The sequence below is a fragment of the Microbacterium sp. NPDC056234 genome (assembly GCF_042267585.1).
Lineage (GTDB): Bacteria > Actinomycetota > Actinomycetes > Actinomycetales > Microbacteriaceae > Microbacterium.
This window is the reverse complement of the sequence record NZ_JBHJTE010000006.1, coordinates 76594-92841: the sequence shown is the minus strand read 5'-3', so window position 1 is coordinate 92841 and position 16248 is coordinate 76594. Positions and strand designations below refer to the sequence as shown.

Annotated in this window: 14 protein-coding genes; 1 reads left to right on the top strand and 13 read right to left on the bottom strand. The window is 67.1% G+C overall.

The window, feature by feature from the left end; all coding sequences use genetic code 11:
* Window position 1: 1 nt before the first annotated feature.
* From ctaD to ACFCYE_RS16060, 4 genes are all read right to left on the bottom strand, one after another.
* Window positions 2-1738, bottom strand: a complete 1737-nt coding sequence (gene ctaD / locus ACFCYE_RS16075) for a cytochrome c oxidase subunit I (RefSeq protein WP_264155097.1) — start codon at window positions 1736-1738, stop codon at window positions 2-4.
* Between the two features lie 3 nt (window positions 1739-1741).
* A complete protein-coding gene (coxB, locus tag ACFCYE_RS16070; protein ID WP_376180346.1) occupies window positions 1742-2647 on the bottom strand; it encodes a cytochrome c oxidase subunit II in 906 nt (301 codons plus the stop codon).
* Window positions 2648-2743: 96 nt separating this feature from the next.
* Window positions 2744-3106: an iron-sulfur cluster insertion protein ErpA gene (gene erpA, locus ACFCYE_RS16065; RefSeq protein ID WP_376180344.1), complete on the bottom strand. Its 363-nt coding sequence runs from the start codon at window positions 3104-3106 to the stop codon at window positions 2744-2746.
* Window positions 3107-3182: 76 nt separating this feature from the next.
* Window positions 3183-4598: a dipeptidase gene (locus tag ACFCYE_RS16060; protein ID WP_376180342.1), complete on the bottom strand. Its 1416-nt coding sequence runs from the start codon at window positions 4596-4598 to the stop codon at window positions 3183-3185.
* Between the two features lie 47 nt (window positions 4599-4645).
* On the opposite strand from ACFCYE_RS16060, the gene ACFCYE_RS16055 reads away from it, so the two are divergent.
* Window positions 4646-5209 carry a DUF3043 domain-containing protein gene (locus ACFCYE_RS16055; RefSeq protein ID WP_376180340.1) on the top strand — a complete coding sequence of 188 codons (564 nt, stop codon included), beginning with the start codon at window positions 4646-4648 and terminating at the stop codon, window positions 5207-5209.
* A 40-nt stretch (window positions 5210-5249) separates the two neighbouring features.
* On the opposite strand, the gene ACFCYE_RS16050 is transcribed toward ACFCYE_RS16055, so the two are convergent.
* From ACFCYE_RS16050 to ACFCYE_RS16010, 9 genes are all read right to left on the bottom strand, one after another.
* Window positions 5250-6275, bottom strand: coding sequence for a quinone-dependent dihydroorotate dehydrogenase (locus ACFCYE_RS16050; protein ID WP_376180338.1), 1026 nt, complete (start codon window positions 6273-6275; stop codon window positions 5250-5252).
* A 10-nt stretch (window positions 6276-6285) separates the two neighbouring features.
* On the bottom strand, window positions 6286-6762 hold the full coding sequence (gene nrdR, locus ACFCYE_RS16045) for a transcriptional regulator NrdR (RefSeq protein WP_376180337.1): 477 nt from the start codon (window positions 6760-6762) through the stop codon (window positions 6286-6288).
* Window positions 6763-6780: 18 nt separating this feature from the next.
* Complete coding sequence (gene hisD, locus ACFCYE_RS16040; protein WP_376180335.1) at window positions 6781-8100, bottom strand: histidinol dehydrogenase; 1320 nt, start codon at window positions 8098-8100, stop codon at window positions 6781-6783.
* A 1-nt stretch (window position 8101) separates the two neighbouring features.
* Window positions 8102-9271, bottom strand: coding sequence for a hypothetical protein (locus ACFCYE_RS16035; RefSeq protein ID WP_376180333.1), 1170 nt, complete (start codon window positions 9269-9271; stop codon window positions 8102-8104).
* 124 nt (window positions 9272-9395) lie between these two features.
* The gene (gene dnaE / locus ACFCYE_RS16030; RefSeq protein ID WP_376180331.1) at window positions 9396-12914 is read right to left on the bottom strand and encodes a DNA polymerase III subunit alpha; all 3519 of its coding nucleotides are present in this window, start codon (window positions 12912-12914) and stop codon (window positions 9396-9398) included.
* Window positions 12915-12972: 58 nt separating this feature from the next.
* Window positions 12973-14022: a hypothetical protein gene (locus ACFCYE_RS16025; RefSeq protein ID WP_376180329.1), complete on the bottom strand. Its 1050-nt coding sequence runs from the start codon at window positions 14020-14022 to the stop codon at window positions 12973-12975.
* Window positions 13997-14602, bottom strand: a complete 606-nt coding sequence (locus tag ACFCYE_RS16020) for an RNA polymerase sigma factor (protein ID WP_376180327.1) — start codon at window positions 14600-14602, stop codon at window positions 13997-13999. The genes ACFCYE_RS16025 and ACFCYE_RS16020 overlap by 26 nt, the downstream gene beginning before the upstream one ends.
* A gap of 31 nt (window positions 14603-14633) precedes the next feature.
* A complete protein-coding gene (locus tag ACFCYE_RS16015) occupies window positions 14634-15221 on the bottom strand; it encodes a GNAT family N-acetyltransferase (RefSeq protein ID WP_376180325.1) in 588 nt (195 codons plus the stop codon).
* A gap of 104 nt (window positions 15222-15325) precedes the next feature.
* Window positions 15326-16246, bottom strand: a complete 921-nt coding sequence (locus ACFCYE_RS16010; RefSeq protein WP_376180323.1) for an RluA family pseudouridine synthase — start codon at window positions 16244-16246, stop codon at window positions 15326-15328.
* Window positions 16247-16248 lie beyond the last annotated feature (2 nt).

Here is a 16248-nt window from a genome sequence, read left to right as displayed (position 1 = left end):
GTTACTTGGCCTCTCCCGCAGCCGCGTGGGCTGCGACCGGGTGCTCTGCGGCCTCCGGGTGGTTCAGGTCGAACGCGGGACGCTCACTGCGGATACGCGGGATCGACGTGAAGTTGTGGCGCGGCGGCGGGCAGCTGGTCGCCCACTCGAGCGATGCGCCGTAGCCCCATGGGTCGTTGACGGTGACCTTGGGGGCCTTGCGGGCCGTGATCCACACGTTAAGGAAGAACGGCAGCATCGACGCACCGAGGATGATCGCCCCGATCGTGGACACCTGGTTCTGCCAGGTCCAGCCGTCAGCTGCGGAGTAGTCCGCGTAGCGGCGCACCATACCGTCGACGCCCAGCCAGTGCTGGATGAGGAACGTCATGTGGAAACCGATGAACAGCATCCAGAAGTGCACATATCCGAGGCGCTCGTTCAGCATCCGTCCCGTCCACTTCGGCCACCAGAAGTAGAAGCCGGCGAACATCGCGAACACCACCGTGCCGAACACCACGTAGTGGAAGTGCGCGACGACGAAGTACGAGTCGCTGAGGTGGAAGTCCAGCGGCGGCGAAGCGAGGATGACGCCGGTCAGACCGCCGAAGACGAAGGAGACCAGGAAGCCGAGCGCGAAGACCATCGGCGTCTCGAACGTGACGGAACCACGCCACATCGTTCCGATCCAGTTGAAGATCTTCACACCCGTCGGAACCGCGATGAGCATGGTCATCAGAGCGAAGAACGGCAGCAGCACGGAGCCGGTGACGTACATGTGGTGTGCCCACACGGCCACGGACAGAGCGGCGATCGCGATCGTCGCGTAGACGAGGGTCTTGTATCCGAAGATCGGCTTGCGGCTGAAGACCGGGAAGATCTCGGAGACGATGCCGAAGAACGGCAGCGCGATGATGTACACCTCGGGGTGACCGAAGAACCAGAACAGGTGCTGCCAGAGGAGCACGCCGCCATTGGCCGGGTCGTAGATGTGCGCACCCAGGATGCGGTCGGCGGCTGCGGCGAAGATCGCAGCGGCCAGCACCGGGAAGGCCATGAGGATCAGAAGGCTCGTGATGAGCGTGTTCCAGCTGAAGATCGGCATGCGCCACATCGTCATGCCGGGGGCGCGCATCGTGATCACGGTGGTGATGAAGTTCACTGCACCGAGGATCGTTCCGAAGCCGGAGATGCCGAGACCGACCATCCACAGGTTTCCACCTGCACCGGGCGAGAACGAGGCGTTGGCGAGCGGCTGATACGCGAACCAGCCGAACGACGCAGCACCCTGCGGGGTGAGGAAGCCGGCGACCGCGATCGTCGAGCCGAACAGGAACAGCCAGAACGCGAAGGCGTTCAGACGCGGGAACGCCACGTCGGGCGCACCCAGCTGCAGCGGCAGGATCGCGTTCGCGAAACCGGCGAACAGCGGCGTCGCGAACATCAGCAGCATGATCGTGCCATGCATGGTGAAGAGCTGGTTGTACTGCTCCTTCGTCGGGATGATCTGCATTCCCGGTGCGAAGAGCTCGGCGCGGATGACGAGCGCCATCACTCCACCGAGCAGGAAGAACAGCACGGAGGCGATCAGGTACATGTACCCGATGGTCTTGTGGTCCGTAGAGGTGATCCACTTGACGACGATGTTGCCCTTCTGCTCAACGCGCGAGGAGCTCATCAGAGCGGCCTGGCGCGCGGGCAGGGTGTTCGGGCGGGAGCCGGCGGTCTCGTCGATCTTGGGTTCAGCTGTGGTCGACATGACTTACTCCTCTTCTCCCTCGGATGCCTCGTCGGAGGCTCCGGTTCCGGGGAGGTTCGACAGGCGGTCGTAGGCATCGGCGATGTCGCCGGTGTTGCCCTTCTCGCGCAGTTCCTCGACATAGGCGTCGTACTCGTCCTGCTCGACGACCTCGACGTTGAAAAGCATCATCGAGTGGTACTCGCCGCAGAGCTCGGCGCACTTGCCCTCGTACTCGCCGACACGCGTCGGGATGAAGGACCAGGTGTTGTCCTTCCCGATGTACATGTCCTTCTTGTAGAGGAAGTCGATGATCCAGAAGGAGTGGATGACATCGCGCGACTGGAGGTGGATGGTGACCTCCTGGTCGACCGGCAGGACCAGCGTCGGAAGCTGCTCCTGGTCGATGTTGCCGTTCTTGTCCGGCTGCGCCTGGATCCCCATGGTCCACACGGCGTCGGACAGATCGTCGTCCTCACCGGCGTACATGAAGTCCCACGACCACTGCTTGCCGATCGCGGTGATCTCGACGTCGGGGTCGTCCCACTGCGTCTCGATGGCGGTCTGGTCACGCGCGGTGAAGAAGAACATGCCCAGCACCAGCAGCAGCGGCACGATCGTGTAGAAGATCTCGATCGGCATGTTGTAGCGCATCTGCACCGGCAGACCGGTCTGGCCCTTGCGACGGCGGTACGCGATCGCGGCCCAGGCCATGAGGCCCCAGGTGATCACGCCGACGACCAGCAGGACGATCCAGGAGTTCACCCACAGACCGGAGACTCGCTCGGTCTGGTTGGTCGCGGCCGTACCGTCCTCGACGAAGCCAGGAAGGAAGCCGTTCAGCTCGGTGGGAGAACATCCCGCCAGGGCCACGGCTGCCGCAATTCCCAGAGGAATGGCGGCCCAACGAAGGCGGCGTTTCGAGGGCACGATGCACCTTTCAGATCGCGGACAGGGCACACCCCAGTCTAGGGCAACCTCACACCCGATTCACGCCAAGCACGCAGGTTGGCGTGTGCGTCAGGGTCAGTGGAAGCTGTCGCCGCAGGCGCAGCTGCCCGCCGCATTCGGGTTGTCGATCGTGAAGCCCTGCTCCGAGATCGTGTCCTTGAAATCGATCGATGCGCCGTCGAGATACGGGACGCTCATGTTGTCGACGATGACCTCGACGCCGTCGAAATCGACGGTCTCGTCGCCGTCCAGGTGACGCTCGTCGAAGTACAGCTGGTAGATCAGGCCCGAGCAGCCGCCGGGCTGAACGGCGACGCGGAGACGGAGGTCGTCGCGGCCTTCCTGCTCGAGAAGGCTCTTGACCTTGAGCGCCGCAGCGTCGGTCAGCTTCACCCCGTGTGCGGTGGCGGTCTCGGTGGTCAGCGTGGTGTCGGTCATCTCACTCCTTGGGACGGGCCGCGCGCAGGGCGCGGCGTTGTTCAGATTCTACCGCCGGGGATGCCGGCCGGGCGTGTCAGCGCGTGATCCGGTTCATCCGGGTCAGCATCAGCGCCTCGGTGCGGACGGCATGACGGAACGTCTCCAGATGCAGGGACTCGTTCGGGCTGTGGGCTCGAGCGTGCGGGTCCTCGACGCCGGTGACGAGGATCTGGGACTCGGGGAACTCGCGGACCAGATCCGCGATGAACGGGATCGAGCCGCCGACGCCGAGGTCGACCGGCTCCACCCCATAGCCGTCCGCCATCGCCTGCCGTGTGAGCGCGACCGCCCACCCGCTGGTGTCGACGAGGAATCCATCGCCGAGGTCGACATCGGAGAACGTCAGCTCCGCACCGAACGGCGCGTTGGCGCGCAGGTGACTCTCCAACGCGGCATACGCGTCAGCGCCGCTCTGACCGGGCGCGACGCGCGCACTGACCACCACGGTCACCTCCGGCGAGAGGGTGTTCGATGCCGAGGCCACGCTCGTGGCGTCCACACCGATGACGGTCACGGCCGGCTTGTTCCAGATCCGGCTGAGGATGCTGTCGCGACCGATCGGCGAGACGCCGTCCGGCAGTCCGGCCTCATCACGCAGCGTGTCCTCCGAGTACTCGGGCGTGTCGGCATCCCGCTGTTCGAGTCCTGCGACCGCGACCGCCCCGTCGGCATCCCACAGGGTGTTGAGGAGCTTGATCGTCGCCATCATCGCGTCGGGGACCGCCCCGCCGTACATCCCGGAGTGCGATGCGTGCTCGAGCGTGCGGACCGTGAGGGTGAATCGGGCGTTGCCACGCAGCGACACCGTGAGTCCTGGCGTGCGCGAGTCCCAGTTGCCTGAGTCAGCGACCACGATCGCGTCGGCGCGGAGCGCGTCGGCGTTGTCGCTCAGGAACTGCGCGAACGAGCGGGAGCCGTACTCCTCCTCGCCCTCGATGAACAGTGCGACGCCGAGGTCGAGATCGTCACCCACGGCATCCGCCACCGCCCGCAGCGACGCGATGTGCGCCATCACACCGGCCTTGTCGTCGGCGGCGCCACGGCCGTACAGGCGGCCTTCGCGAACCGTGGGCTCGAACGGGGGCGTCTCCCACAGCGCGTCATCCCCGGGGGGCTGCACGTCATGGTGCGCGTAGAGCAGGATCGTGGGGCGCCCGTTGCGCGCAGCGCGAGTGGCGAGGATGGCCGGCTGGCCGAATTCGTCCGTGCCGGGGATTGCGGCGCGCAGCACGCGCACCTCGTCGAAGACACCGGTGTCCCGAGCCAGTGCCGCGATCGCGTCGGCGCTGCGTTCCAGTTGGGTCTGATCGAAGGACGGCCAGGCGATGCCGGGGATGCGGACGAGATCGCCGAGGTCCCCGAGCGTGCGGGGCAGACCGGTGGCGACGGATTCGAGCACCGCCTCTTCGACGGCGAGGTCTTCGGGGGTCTGCGAATCGGAAGAGGTCATGCGGGTAATCTTAAGGGCGAACCCCCTTCACGTGACCGAGGAGCCTTGTGGCCAATCCCACCCCCGAGACGAACGACGACGCCGCGCAGTCCCCCGCGGTCGGCAAGGGACGAGCGACGCCCTCGCGCGCCGAGCAGGAAGCGGCCCGCCGTCGCCCGCTGGTGGCGAACACCAAGGAGGCGAAGGCCGCGGCCAAGGCGCAGCTGAACGAACAGCGCGAGAAGGCCCGGGTCGGAATGGCCAACGGCGACGATCGGTATCTTCCGCCGCGTGACAAGGGCCCGCAGCGCCGCTGGGTCCGCGACTACGTGGATGCCGGCTGGCACCTGTCCGAATGGATCATGGCGCTGATGCTCGTGGTCATCCTCGTGTCGCTGGTTCCCAACGCGGTCATCTCGTTCTACGCCTTCGTCGGACTCTGGGCCTACCTGATCATCTCGATCATCGACATGGTGCTGCTCGCCAACCGGGTGAAGCGCAAGGCAGCGGTGAAGTTCGGCAAGGACAAGCTCGAGAAGGGCCTGGGCTGGTATGCGGCCATGCGCGCCCTCCAGATGCGCTTCATGCGTCTGCCGAAGCCGCAGGTCAAGCGCCGCCAGTACCCGGCCTGACACGGCGTCTCCGCGCGGCATCCGCTCGGCGAGCCGAACCTCAGCGAGCGGAGCGCAGACCCCGGCTGATCTGGCGACCCCAGAACGGACCGCGGTACAGGAATCCTGTGTAGCCCTGAACCAGGGTGGCGCCGGCATCCAGACGTGCCCGCACGTCTTCGGCCGTTTCCACGCCGCCGACGGCGATCACGCAGAAATCGGCGGGCACGGCGCCCCGGACGACCTTCAGCACCTCCATCGAACGCTCGCGCAGCGGAGCACCGGAGAGTCCTCCGGCGCCTGCGGCCTCGATCTTGGCCGCGTCGGTCTTCAGCCCGTCGCGGCTGATCGTGGTGTTGTGGGCGACGATGCCGGCGAGCCCCTCCGCGACCGCGAGCTGCGCGATCGCGGCGATCTCCTCGTCGGGCAGATCGGGGGCGATCTTCACGAGGAGCGGCGTGCTGCCCGCGGCATCCTTCACGGCGCGCAGCAGCGGGGCGAGCGTCTCGACGGCCTGCAGCCCGCGCAGACCCGGCGTGTTCGGAGATGACACGTTCACGGCGAGGTAGTCCGCCAACGGGGCGAGTTTCGTCGCACTGGTGACGTAGTCCGCTGTCGCATTCTCGACCTCGACGACGCGGCTCTTGCCGATGTTGACGCCGATGATGGTGCTCGGCCTGCGCCGGCGAAGCTTCGCGAGGCGTGCCGCCGCGGCATCAGCCCCTGCGTTGTTGAAGCCCATCCGATTGATGACGGCACGGTCCGGGATGAGCCGGAAGAGGCGGGGCTTGGGGTTGCCCTCCTGCGGGATCGCGGTGATCGTCCCGACCTCGACATGCCCGAAGCCGAGCGCGGCGAGGCCGCGCACGCCGACGGCGTTCTTGTCGAAGCCGGCTGCGATGCCGAACGGGGACGGGAAGTCCAGTCCCAGGGCGTGCACGCGCTGTTCGTCGGGGGGCGCGGTCAGCGCGCGCGTCGCCCACGAGAACGGCGGGACGCCGAGCACGCGGATCACCGCCATGCCGGCATGGTGGGCGAACTCGGGGTCCAGGCGCGACAGGACGACGCGGAAGAGCAGCGGATACATCCCTGCCAGATTACCGGTCGTCGGCGTCGTTCCCCGCGCGCGCATGGTCGGCGCGCAGGTCGCCGATGGCGCTTTCGAAGTCCTCCAGGGAATCGAATGCCTGATAGACGCTGGCGAATCGCAAGTAGGCGACCTCGTCGAGATCACGCAGCGGACCGAGGATCGCGAGTCCGATCTCGTTCGCATCCAGCTGCGAGACGCCGGTGGCGCGGACGTTCTCCTCCACCCGCTGCGCGAGCACGGCGAGATCGGAATCCGTCACGGGACGCCCCTGGCAGGCTTTGCGCACGCCCGAGATCACCTTCTCGCGGCTGAACGGCTCCATGACGCCAGAGCGCTTGATGACGTTCAGACTCGCCGTCTCCGTCGTCGAGAACCGGCCGCCGCACTCAGGGCACTGCCTGCGCCGACGGATCGACAGACCGTCGTCGCTGGTGCGCGAGTCGATGACACGGGAATCCGGATGCCGGCAGAACGGACAGTGCATTTGTCTCAGCGTACTCGGTCAGTCGCCGACCGGTTCGGAGGTGAACCGCGCCTCGATCGCCTCGCCGTGGGCGGGGAGGACCTCGGAGTTCGCAAGCGCGACCACTCCGTCGCGCACCTGCGCCAACGCGGCGTGGTCGTAGCGGATCACCTGCTGCGGGCGCAGGAAGGTGTACGCACCGAGCCCCGGCGCGTAGCGCGCCTGGCCACCGGTGGGCAGCACGTGGTTGCTGCCGGCCATGTAGTCGCCCAGGCTCACCGGGGTCCGGTCGCCGACGAACACGGCTCCGGCGCTGGTGAACGCGGATGCCGCGGCTTCCGCGTCCTCCACGTGCAGCTCGAGGTGCTCGGGGGCGTAGGCGTTGCTGAACGCGACAGCCATCGCCCGGTCGTCCACGAGCACGATCGCGGACTGCTCCCCCGCCAGTGCGGCGGCGACCCGTTCCGAGTGACGCGTCGCGACGGCTTGAGCGGCCACCGCCGCGGCCGCTCGCTCGGCGAGCTCCGGTGAGTCCGTCACGAGCACCGCCGAGGCCTGCTCGTCGTGCTCGGCCTGGCTGATGAGGTCCGCCGCGATGAGGCGTGCATCCGCCGCGGCATCCGCGACGATGAGGATCTCGGTCGCGCCGGCCTCGGAATCCGTGCCGACGACACCTGCGACCACCCGCTTGGCGGAGGCGACGTAGTTGTTACCCGGTCCCGAGAGGACATCGACGGGGTCGAGGCCGATCTCGTCGACGCCGTACGCGAAAGCGCCGATCGCGCCCGCACCGCCGATGGCGTAGACCTCGTCGACGCCCAGCAGGCCGGCCGCTGCGAGGATCGTCGGGTGGACGCGGCCGTCCTGATCGGACTGCGGAGGCGATGCGAGTGCGATCTGCTCGACACCGGCGACCTGTGCGGGCACGACGTTCATGATCACACTGGACGGATACACGGCCTTGCCACCGGGAATGTACACGCCGACGCGTCGGACGGGCTGCCATCGCTGCAGGATGCGAGCTCCTGGGCCGATGTCCGTGGTCCGCTCCGCCGGCACCTGGGCCGCCGATGCCGACTGCACCCGCCGGATGGCCTCCTCCAGCGCCGCCCGGATGTCCGGCGCGAGCGATGTCACTGCGGCGGCGATGTGCTCGGAGGGGACGCGGATGGCGTGCCCGGTGACGCGATCGAAGCGCTCGGCCTGTTCACGCAGCGCCGCCTCGCCGCTCGTGCGCACGTCCTCGACGATGCGCGCCGCCGTGTCCAGCGCTTCGGCGCGTGCCTGGGCTGCCCTTGGCACGGCCGCGAGCATGTCGGATGCCGAGAGCTCGCGCCCTCGGAGATCGATGGTGCGCATGTCAGCCTTTCGTGATGTCGTCGATGTCGTGAAGATAGCCGATCCGGCCATCGTCATGTCGCACGACGAACGCGCCACCGCGGTCTTCGATCACGAGCGCCCATGCATCGGGCCCGATGCGGAACAGGGGCTCTCCGCGCTCATCCACCACATCGCGCTCGCTGGGAGCCAGCGCCCAGAACGGCTGGGCGACCGGTGCGAAGCGCGGATTGGTGGCATCGGTGTCGAAGGACGGGCCGGCCGCGACCTGCTCCCCCTCGATCTCCACGACCTCGACGTCGATCTCGCGCTCTGCGGCCTCCGGTTCGAGAACCGGGGCGTCGGCCTCAATGGCGGCACTGCCGCCGTCGAGGCCCTCGGCGTCGGCATCGTCGCCCCGCGAGCGACGCGCATAGCCGGGCGCGTACTCGCCATCGGTGAGCACGGATCCGGTGCCACCGCCGGACGCGTGGGCGGAGAGCGGAACCTGGTCGGCGAGTCCGAGCGCGGCGATCTCGTCGGTGTCGTTCCCGCCGGAGAGTTCGGCATCCAGCGTCGGGGCGGCCGCTGCGGACTCGGCAGGCTTGGCCTCGCGCGGGCGTGCGATCACGGGGCGTGCCGGGTTGGCGTTGCGGTGAGCGAGCGTCTCCAGCCGACCGATGAAGTCCTCACGCAGCCCTGGGATCAGAGGAGCGAAGACGGTCAGAACGACCAGTGCGACGGAGGCGACCAGCCCGACCCACGGAACCCAGGCGGCAGGTGCGATGCCGGTGGCGATCCACGAGCCGACGAGCGACCAGAGCACTTGTGCCCACCAGATCGCGGAGACCGCGAACGTCACTGAGGCGAACTGGTCGATGCCGAGCGATCCGACCCGACGGATGCCATCGGGCGAGAACCGTCGCAGGACGATGAGGAACATGGCGACCGTCGGCAGACCGATCGGCAGCACCCACGAGATTCCCTGTCCCCAGACGGACGCGGTTCCGTCAGCGATCGGGAAGAACGACACGAGGAAGGCGACCAGCCAGACGCCGACGAGGATCAGCTCGCGCAGCGTGAACCCGAGGACGCCGTACTCCGGAATGACCTGGTCCTCGTAGAGGACGGAGCCGTCCTCCAAGGAGAACGCGTCATCGGTGGTGTGCGTCGTGGACTCGGGGTCGTCCTCGAACGGGTGCTGGGTGCTCATCCTGTTCCTTTCGTCACGGGGCACGGCCATGCCGGCCGACGCCCCTAACGGGTCCCGATATTACCTGCGAGGGCTCGGGCACCCCTTATCGAGATCACAACCGTCATGACTTTCTCATGAAGGCTCAGCCGATGCAGGCCGGGCCCAGCAGCGACTTCAGGTCTCCGAAGAGGTCGGCCGACACCGTCACCGGCATGGGCACCTCGAAGACTTTGGCGGTCCGCCCGCGATGCACTCGGAGCATCACCTCGGTGTCGCCGTTGTGACGTCGGAGCACGTCGGCCAGGTCATTCATGACGCGCTCCGTGGCACGTTGCTCGGCCACGACGAGCGACAGGGGCCCCGCCGCATCGAACGAGCCGACGTCGGGCGCGAACGCGGACTGCGCATGCAGATTGAGTCCGTCGTCGCGTCGGGATACGCGCCCGCGTACGGCGAGGATCGCATCCTGCTGCAGCACATGCTGGAACTCCGTGTACGTCTTGCCCATGAACATCACGGTGACCTCACCGTTGAAGTCCTCGACGGTGATCATGCCGTACGGGTTGCCGCTGGCCTTCGCGACGCGGTGCTGCACGCTGGTCACGAGGCCCGCGACGGTCACCTGGTCGCCGTCCTGCAGGTCTTCCGACGAGAGCAGGTTGTGGATGGAGATCGACGCATGCTTGGCGAGCGGGACTTCGAGTCCGGCGAGGGGGTGGTCGGACACGTACAGGCCCAGCATCTCGCGCTCGAACGCCAGCTTGTCCTTCTTGGTCCACTCCGGGCGCTCTGGCACCTTGGCCGGAGCAGCCTCCTCCATATCGTCGTAGAGGCTGTCGAAGTCGAATCCGATCGCGCCCTGGGCCTCGTTGCGCTTGCGATCCACGGCGGCCTCGACGGCATCCTCATGGACCTCCATCAGCGCCCGGCGGCTGTCGCCCATCGAGTCGAAGGCGCCGGCCTTGATGAGCGATTCGACGGTCCGCTTGTTGGCGACGTGCAGGGGAACCTTGTGCAGGAAATCGTGGAACGAGGAGAAGGTCTCCTTCTTGCGCGACTGGACGATCCCGTCGACGACGTTGCTGCCCACGTTGCGCACAGCGCCGAGGCCGAAGCGGATGTCCTCGCCGACGGCGGCGAAGAAGTTGATCGACTCCCCCACGTCCGGCGGGAGCACGCGGATGCCCATGCGGCGGCACTCGTTCAGATACAGCGCCATCTTGTCCTTGGAGTCACCGACGCTCGTGAGCAGCGCTGCCATGTACTCGGCGGGATAGTGCGCCTTCAGATACGCGGTCCAGTACGAGACGAGTCCGTATGCCGCGGAGTGGGCTTTGTTGAACGCGTAGTCGGAGAACGGGAGCAGGATGTCCCACAGCGCCTTGATCGCAGCCTCCCCGAACCCGCGCTCCTTCATACCGCCGGAGAAGCCCTCGTACTGCTTGTCCAGTTCGGACTTCTTCTTCTTACCCATCGCGCGGCGGAGGATGTCCGCCTGGCCGAGGCTGAAGCCGGCGACCTTCTGTGCGATGGCCATGACCTGCTCCTGATAGATGATCAGGCCGTACGATTCCTGCAGGATCTCGGCGAGCGGCTCTTCGAGCTCGGGGTGGATCGGTGTGATCGGCTGCTGCCCGTTCTTGCGCAGCGCGTAGTTCGTGTGGGAGTTCGCACCCATCGGCCCCGGTCGATACAGGGCGATGAGGGCCGAGATGTCGCCGAAGTTGTCGGGCTTCATCAGGCGCATGAGTGACCGAAGCGGCGGGCTGTCGAGCTGGAACACCCCGAGCGTGTCGCCCTTGCCGAGCAGATCGTACACACCGCGATCGTCGAGCGTGAGGTGCTCGAGATCGAGTTCTTCTCCCCTGTTCAGGCGGATGTTGTCCAGCGCATCCGAGATGATCGTGAGGTTGCGAAGCCCCAGGAAGTCCATCTTGATGAGGCCGAGCGTCTCGCACGACGGATAGTCGAACTGCGTGACGATCTGCCCGTCCTGCTCCCGGCGCATGATCGGGATGATGTCGAGCAGCGGCTCGGAGGACATGATGACGCCGGCTGCGTGCACGCCCCACTGGCGCTTCAGACCCTCGAGGCCGAGTGCGCGGTCGAAGACGGTCTTCGCCTCTGGATCGGTCTCGATGAGCGCACGGAATTCGCTGGCTTCCTTGTAGCGAGGGTGCGCGGAGTCGAACATGCCGTCCAGGGGCATGTCCTTGCCCATCACGGGAGGCGGCATGGCCTTCGTGAGGCGCTCGCCCATGCTGAACGGGAAACCCAGCACGCGTCCGGCATCCTTCAGCGCCTGCTTGGACTTGATGGTGCCGTACGTGACGATCTGGGCGACGCGCTCCGAACCGTACTTCTCGGTCACGTACTCGATGACCTCGCCGCGGCGACGGTCATCGAAGTCGACGTCGAAGTCGGGCATCGAGACGCGGTCGGGATTCAGGAAGCGCTCGAAGATCAGGCCGTGCTCGAGCGGATCGAGATCGGTGATCTTCATCGCGTACGCGACCATGGATCCCGCACCGGAACCACGCCCTGGACCGACGCGGATGCCGTTGTCCTTGGCCCAGTTGATGAAGTCGGCGACGACGAGGAAGTAGCCGGGGAAGCCCATCTGGAGGATGATGCCGGTCTCGTACTCGGCCTGCTTGCGGACCTTGTCGGGGATGCCGTTCGGGTAGCGGTAGTGCAGGCCGTTCTCGACCTCTTTGATGAGCCAGCTGTCCTCGGTCTCGCCGTCCGGCACGGGGAACCGCGGCATGTAGTTCGCGGAAGTGTTGAACTCGACTTCGCAGCGCTCTGCGATGAGCAGCGTGTTGTCGCATGCCTCCGGGTGGTCGCGGAACAGCTGCCGCATCTCGGCTGCGGTCTTGATGTAGTAGCCGTCGCCGTCGAACTTGAAGCGGTTCGGGTCGTCGAGCGTGGAGCCCGACTGCACGCACAGCAGCGCCGCGTGCGCGTCGGCCTCGTGCTGGTGCGTGTAGTGCGAGTCGTTCGTCGCCACCAGCGGGATCCCGAGATCCTTCGACAGGCGAAGAAGGTCGGTCATGACCCGGCGCTCGATCGAAAGGCCGTGATCCATGATCTCGGCGAAGTAGTTCTCCTTGCCGAAGATGTCCTGGAATTCGGCCGCGGCGGCGCGTGCCGCGTCATACTGGCCGAGACGCAGGCGCGTCTGGATCTCGCCGGAGGGGCAGCCCGTCGTCGCGATCAGTCCCTTGCCGTAGGTCTGCAGCAGTTCGCGATCCATGCGCGGCTTGAAGTAGTACCCCTCCATGCTGGATCGGGAGCTGAGCCGGAAGAGATTGTGCATGCCCTCGGTGCTCTGGCTCCACATCGTCATGTGGGTGTACGCGCCGGAGCCGGAGACGTCGTCGCTCTTCTGATCAGGGGATCCCCACTGGACCCGAGATTTGTCGCTGCGGTGCGTGCCGGGGGTGACGTACGCCTCGAGACCGATGATCGGTTTGACGCCGGCATTCTGGGCCGCGCGGTAGAACTCGAACGCCGCGAAGGTGTTGCCGTGGTCGGTGACGGCGATGGCCGGCATGCCGTAATCCGCGGCAGCCTGAGTCATCGCAGCGATCTTCGCAGCACCATCCAGCATCGAGTACTCGCTGTGGACGTGGAGGTGCACGAAGGAGTCGGATGCCATGCTTCGAGTCTACGAGCTGGCCCCGACATCCGGATCCGATGCCGGGCCGAATGACGGTCTACGGAATGGGAACGGAGGCCGGGATCTCGTCGACGATCGTCACATGGATCCGACTGGACCAGCGGTCGTCGTTGGCGTTTCCGCGGCCGACGATCAGACCCTGCGCTGTATCGACGTCTACCGTCTCCATCCAGGCGCTCTCACCGCCTTCGGGGAAGGCGATCGTGGTGATGTCGCCCTCGACGCGCTCGACGTGGGCCCCGGGCACGAGTGCCAGCGCCTGGAACATCACCGCGCGGAGGTCGGCCGGAGCGAGGTTGAATCCGATGGGGTCGCCGAGGCTCGGCGGCGGGCAGTCCGACAGGTACTCGTAGGACGAGTCGTCGAGCCAGTCGACGAGCGCCCCCGGGTCACGCGGCATCTCGTCGTAGTAGCACGCGAGCGGGTTGCGTGAGAACGTGTGGACGTCCTCCGATTCGACGCCCTCCGCTCCGACACCGGTCACGCTGTACATCCCCCCGGGGTATACCTCCACCCGAACGGTGAACTCGAGCTGATCGAGCCCTTCCTCGGCCACGGCCGCGTCGGGCCCATCGATCTCCAGAAGCTCCGCCGATTCGCTGTAGTCCTGCACCCAGTCGTCCGAGCGATCCGCCGGGACGTACATCGATCGCGCCTGACGAACCACGGCCGTGGTCGCCGAGTCGTTGCTGTCCCAGTACCCTCCGTCGGGGCTCGACTCATCCACCCGCCAGCCGAGTCGCTGCGTCGACACCTCCTGGATCCGGATGTACTGCCCGGGCCGGGGATCCAGCACGGCGGCGGTCAGAGTCGCCTCAGCCGCCTGGTTCAACACCTCGGCCGCGGAGGCACTCGGTGCTTCGACCGGCGCCAACACCGACCCGACGACGATCGCGGTCACCGTGGTACCGGCGACCAGTCCCCCGATGCCGATTCCCGCCCATGCGCGCCGTCGCCGCCGCGCACGCTCCGACCGCGCACTGCGCGCGATCTCGCGCGTCAGCGCCTGGCGTGCGACGCGGACGTTCTCCTCGGTGATTCGGGCCCCGTCGGCCCCGATCTCACGAATTCGTTCCGAAAGCAGCATCGGTCTCCTCCTTCACCATCCAGGTCAGCCGGGTCGCGGAATGCGAACCTGGCGGTGCGAGCTTGCGACGGACGCGGTTCAACCGGGACCGCACGGTCCCCACCGGCACGCGCAGCGCCTCGGCGATCTGCTCGTAGGTCAGATCCGCCCAGGCGTGAAGCAGCAGCGTGTCGCGGTCCTTCGCCGACAGAGCAGCTATCCGCGGCGCCAGCGCTGTCAGCGCGGCATCCGCATCCATCCGGGCATCGGATGCCGCGTGCGGCAGTTCTGCGGCCACGGCAACCGCACCGGCCGACGCCTCGAACGAACGCCATTGCCTGGCCTCGGCCGTACGGTGACTCTTCACCACGCGGGTCGCGATCCCCAGCAGCCACGGCCTCGCCGACTCCCACGCCGAATCGAACGCTGCCCGGCGCTTGAACGCGACGAGGAAGGTCTCGCTCAGGACATCGTCGACGGCATCCGCCCCGATCCGTCGCCGGATGTAACCGCCGACGGGACGGACGTGCCGCTCGAAGATCTCGGAGAAGACTCCTGGTTCGTCGAGCGACCGCTGGATGATCTCGCTGTCTGTGCTCACACTGGGTATTGCTCGCCCATAGCGATTCGGTTCACGAATCCCTCGAATCGGTCAGATCCAGCCGCATCAGCACCCGCGGGAAGCCGTCGAGCACGGAGCCTGTCTCGGCCGCCATCTCGAACCCGGCGCTCTCGAAGAGAGCCCGCGTTCCCACGTACGCCATCGTGAGATTCACCTTCGCCCCGTCGTTGTCGACGGGATAGCCCTCGATCGCCGGCGCCCCGCGCTCGCGCGCGTACGCGACCGCACCCTCGATCAGCGCGTGCGAGACACCCTGTTTGCGGTACCCGGGTCGCACACGGAAGCACCACAGCGACCAGACGTCGAGTTCGTCCACGTGTGGGATCAACCGGTTGCGCGCGAAGCTCGTGTCCCGCCGCGGATGCAGCGCAGCCCACCCGACGGGCTCGCCGTCGAGGTACGCGATCACGCCGGGCGGCGGATCGTACTCGCACAGCTCCCGTACGCGTTTCGCCCGCGCCTCGCCTTTCAGCGCGACATTCTCCTTGTTGCCGATCCGGTAGCTCAGGCAAAAGCACACGTTCGATGTCGGCTTCTTCGGCCCCACAAGCGTGGCGACGTCATCGAAGACGGTCGCGGGGCGCACGTCGATGCTCATGCCCACAGTGTGCCGGATGCCGCGGACATCCGGTCTCTGTGTTGCGTCGAGCCCGGGATCAGGAGACCCGCTCACACTTCGGGCGATGCCGCGGGACCGCGGCGTCAGTCGCCGCGCAGCATCTCCAGAGCCCCGGCCAGGTCAGCCGGATACGGCGACTCGAACTCGACCCAGTCCCCCGTACCGGGGTGCGCGAACGCCAGCCTGTGGGCGTGCAACCACTGTCTCGTCAAGCCCAGCCGCGCGGCCGTCGTCGGGTCGGCTCCGTAGAGCGGATCGCCGACGCAGGGATGCCGGTGCGCAGCCATGTGCACACGGATCTGGTGGGTCCGCCCCGTCTCGAGGTGGATCTCGAGCAGCGAGGCACCGGGGAACGCCTCGAGCGTCTCGTAGTGCGTGACCGAGTCCTTGCCTTCAGGCGTGACGGCGAACTTCCAGGAGTGGTTCGGATGGCGCCCGATCGGTGCATCGATCGTCCCCGCCAGCGGATCCGGATGCCCCTGCACGACGGCGTGGTAGATCTTGTCGACCGTGCGCTCCTTGAAGGCGCGCTTGAGCAGCGTGTACGCGCGCTCGGTCTTGGCGACGACCATGAGACCGCTCGTGCCGACGTCCAGCCGATGCACGATTCCGGCTCGCTCGGCCGCGCCGCTGGTCGCGATGCGGAACCCCGCGCCCGCGAGGGCGCCGAGGACCGTGGGCCCCTCCCACCCCAGCGACGGGTGCGCCGCGACACCGGTGGGCTTGTCGACGACGACGATGTCGTCATCGTCGTGGATGATGCCGAGCTCGGGAACATCGACCGGGATGATCCGGGGTTCCTCCTTCGGCCGCCATTCGACGCTCAGCCATCCCCCGGCACGAAGCCGATCGGATTTGCCCAGCGTCACGCCGTCGACGCTGACGCCTCCGGCCTCGGCGACGTCGGCGGCGAACGTCCGGGAGAAGCCGAGCATCTTCGCCAGCGCGGCGTCGACTCTCACGCCGTCGAGTCCGTCCGGGATCGGGAGGTGTCGGGATTCCACGA

Bases quoted from the DNA above. Each gene is read 5' to 3' on its own strand.
- dnaE (WP_376180331.1), bottom strand. From the start codon at position 12,914: ATGGCATCCGACTCCTTCGTGCACCTCCACGTCCACAGCGAGTACTCG.
- ACFCYE_RS16050 (WP_376180338.1), bottom strand. From the start codon at position 6,275: ATGTATCCGCTGCTCTTCCGCGTCGTCCTGTCGCGCCTGGACCCCGAG.
- ACFCYE_RS16035 (WP_376180333.1), bottom strand. From the start codon at position 9,271: ATGAGCACCCAGCACCCGTTCGAGGACGACCCCGAGTCCACGACGCAC.
- hisD (WP_376180335.1), bottom strand. From the start codon at position 8,100: ATGCGCACCATCGATCTCCGAGGGCGCGAGCTCTCGGCATCCGACATG.
- ctaD (WP_264155097.1), bottom strand. From the start codon at position 1,738: ATGTCGACCACAGCTGAACCCAAGATCGACGAGACCGCCGGCTCCCGC.
- ACFCYE_RS16015 (WP_376180325.1), bottom strand. From the start codon at position 15,221: ATGAGCATCGACGTGCGCCCCGCGACCGTCTTCGATGACGTCGCCACG.
- ACFCYE_RS16025 (WP_376180329.1), bottom strand. From the start codon at position 14,022: ATGCTGCTTTCGGAACGAATTCGTGAGATCGGGGCCGACGGGGCCCGA.
- nrdR (WP_376180337.1), bottom strand. From the start codon at position 6,762: ATGCACTGTCCGTTCTGCCGGCATCCGGATTCCCGTGTCATCGACTCG.
- erpA (WP_376180344.1), bottom strand. From the start codon at position 3,106: ATGACCGACACCACGCTGACCACCGAGACCGCCACCGCACACGGGGTG.
- ACFCYE_RS16060 (WP_376180342.1), bottom strand. From the start codon at position 4,598: ATGACCTCTTCCGATTCGCAGACCCCCGAAGACCTCGCCGTCGAAGAG.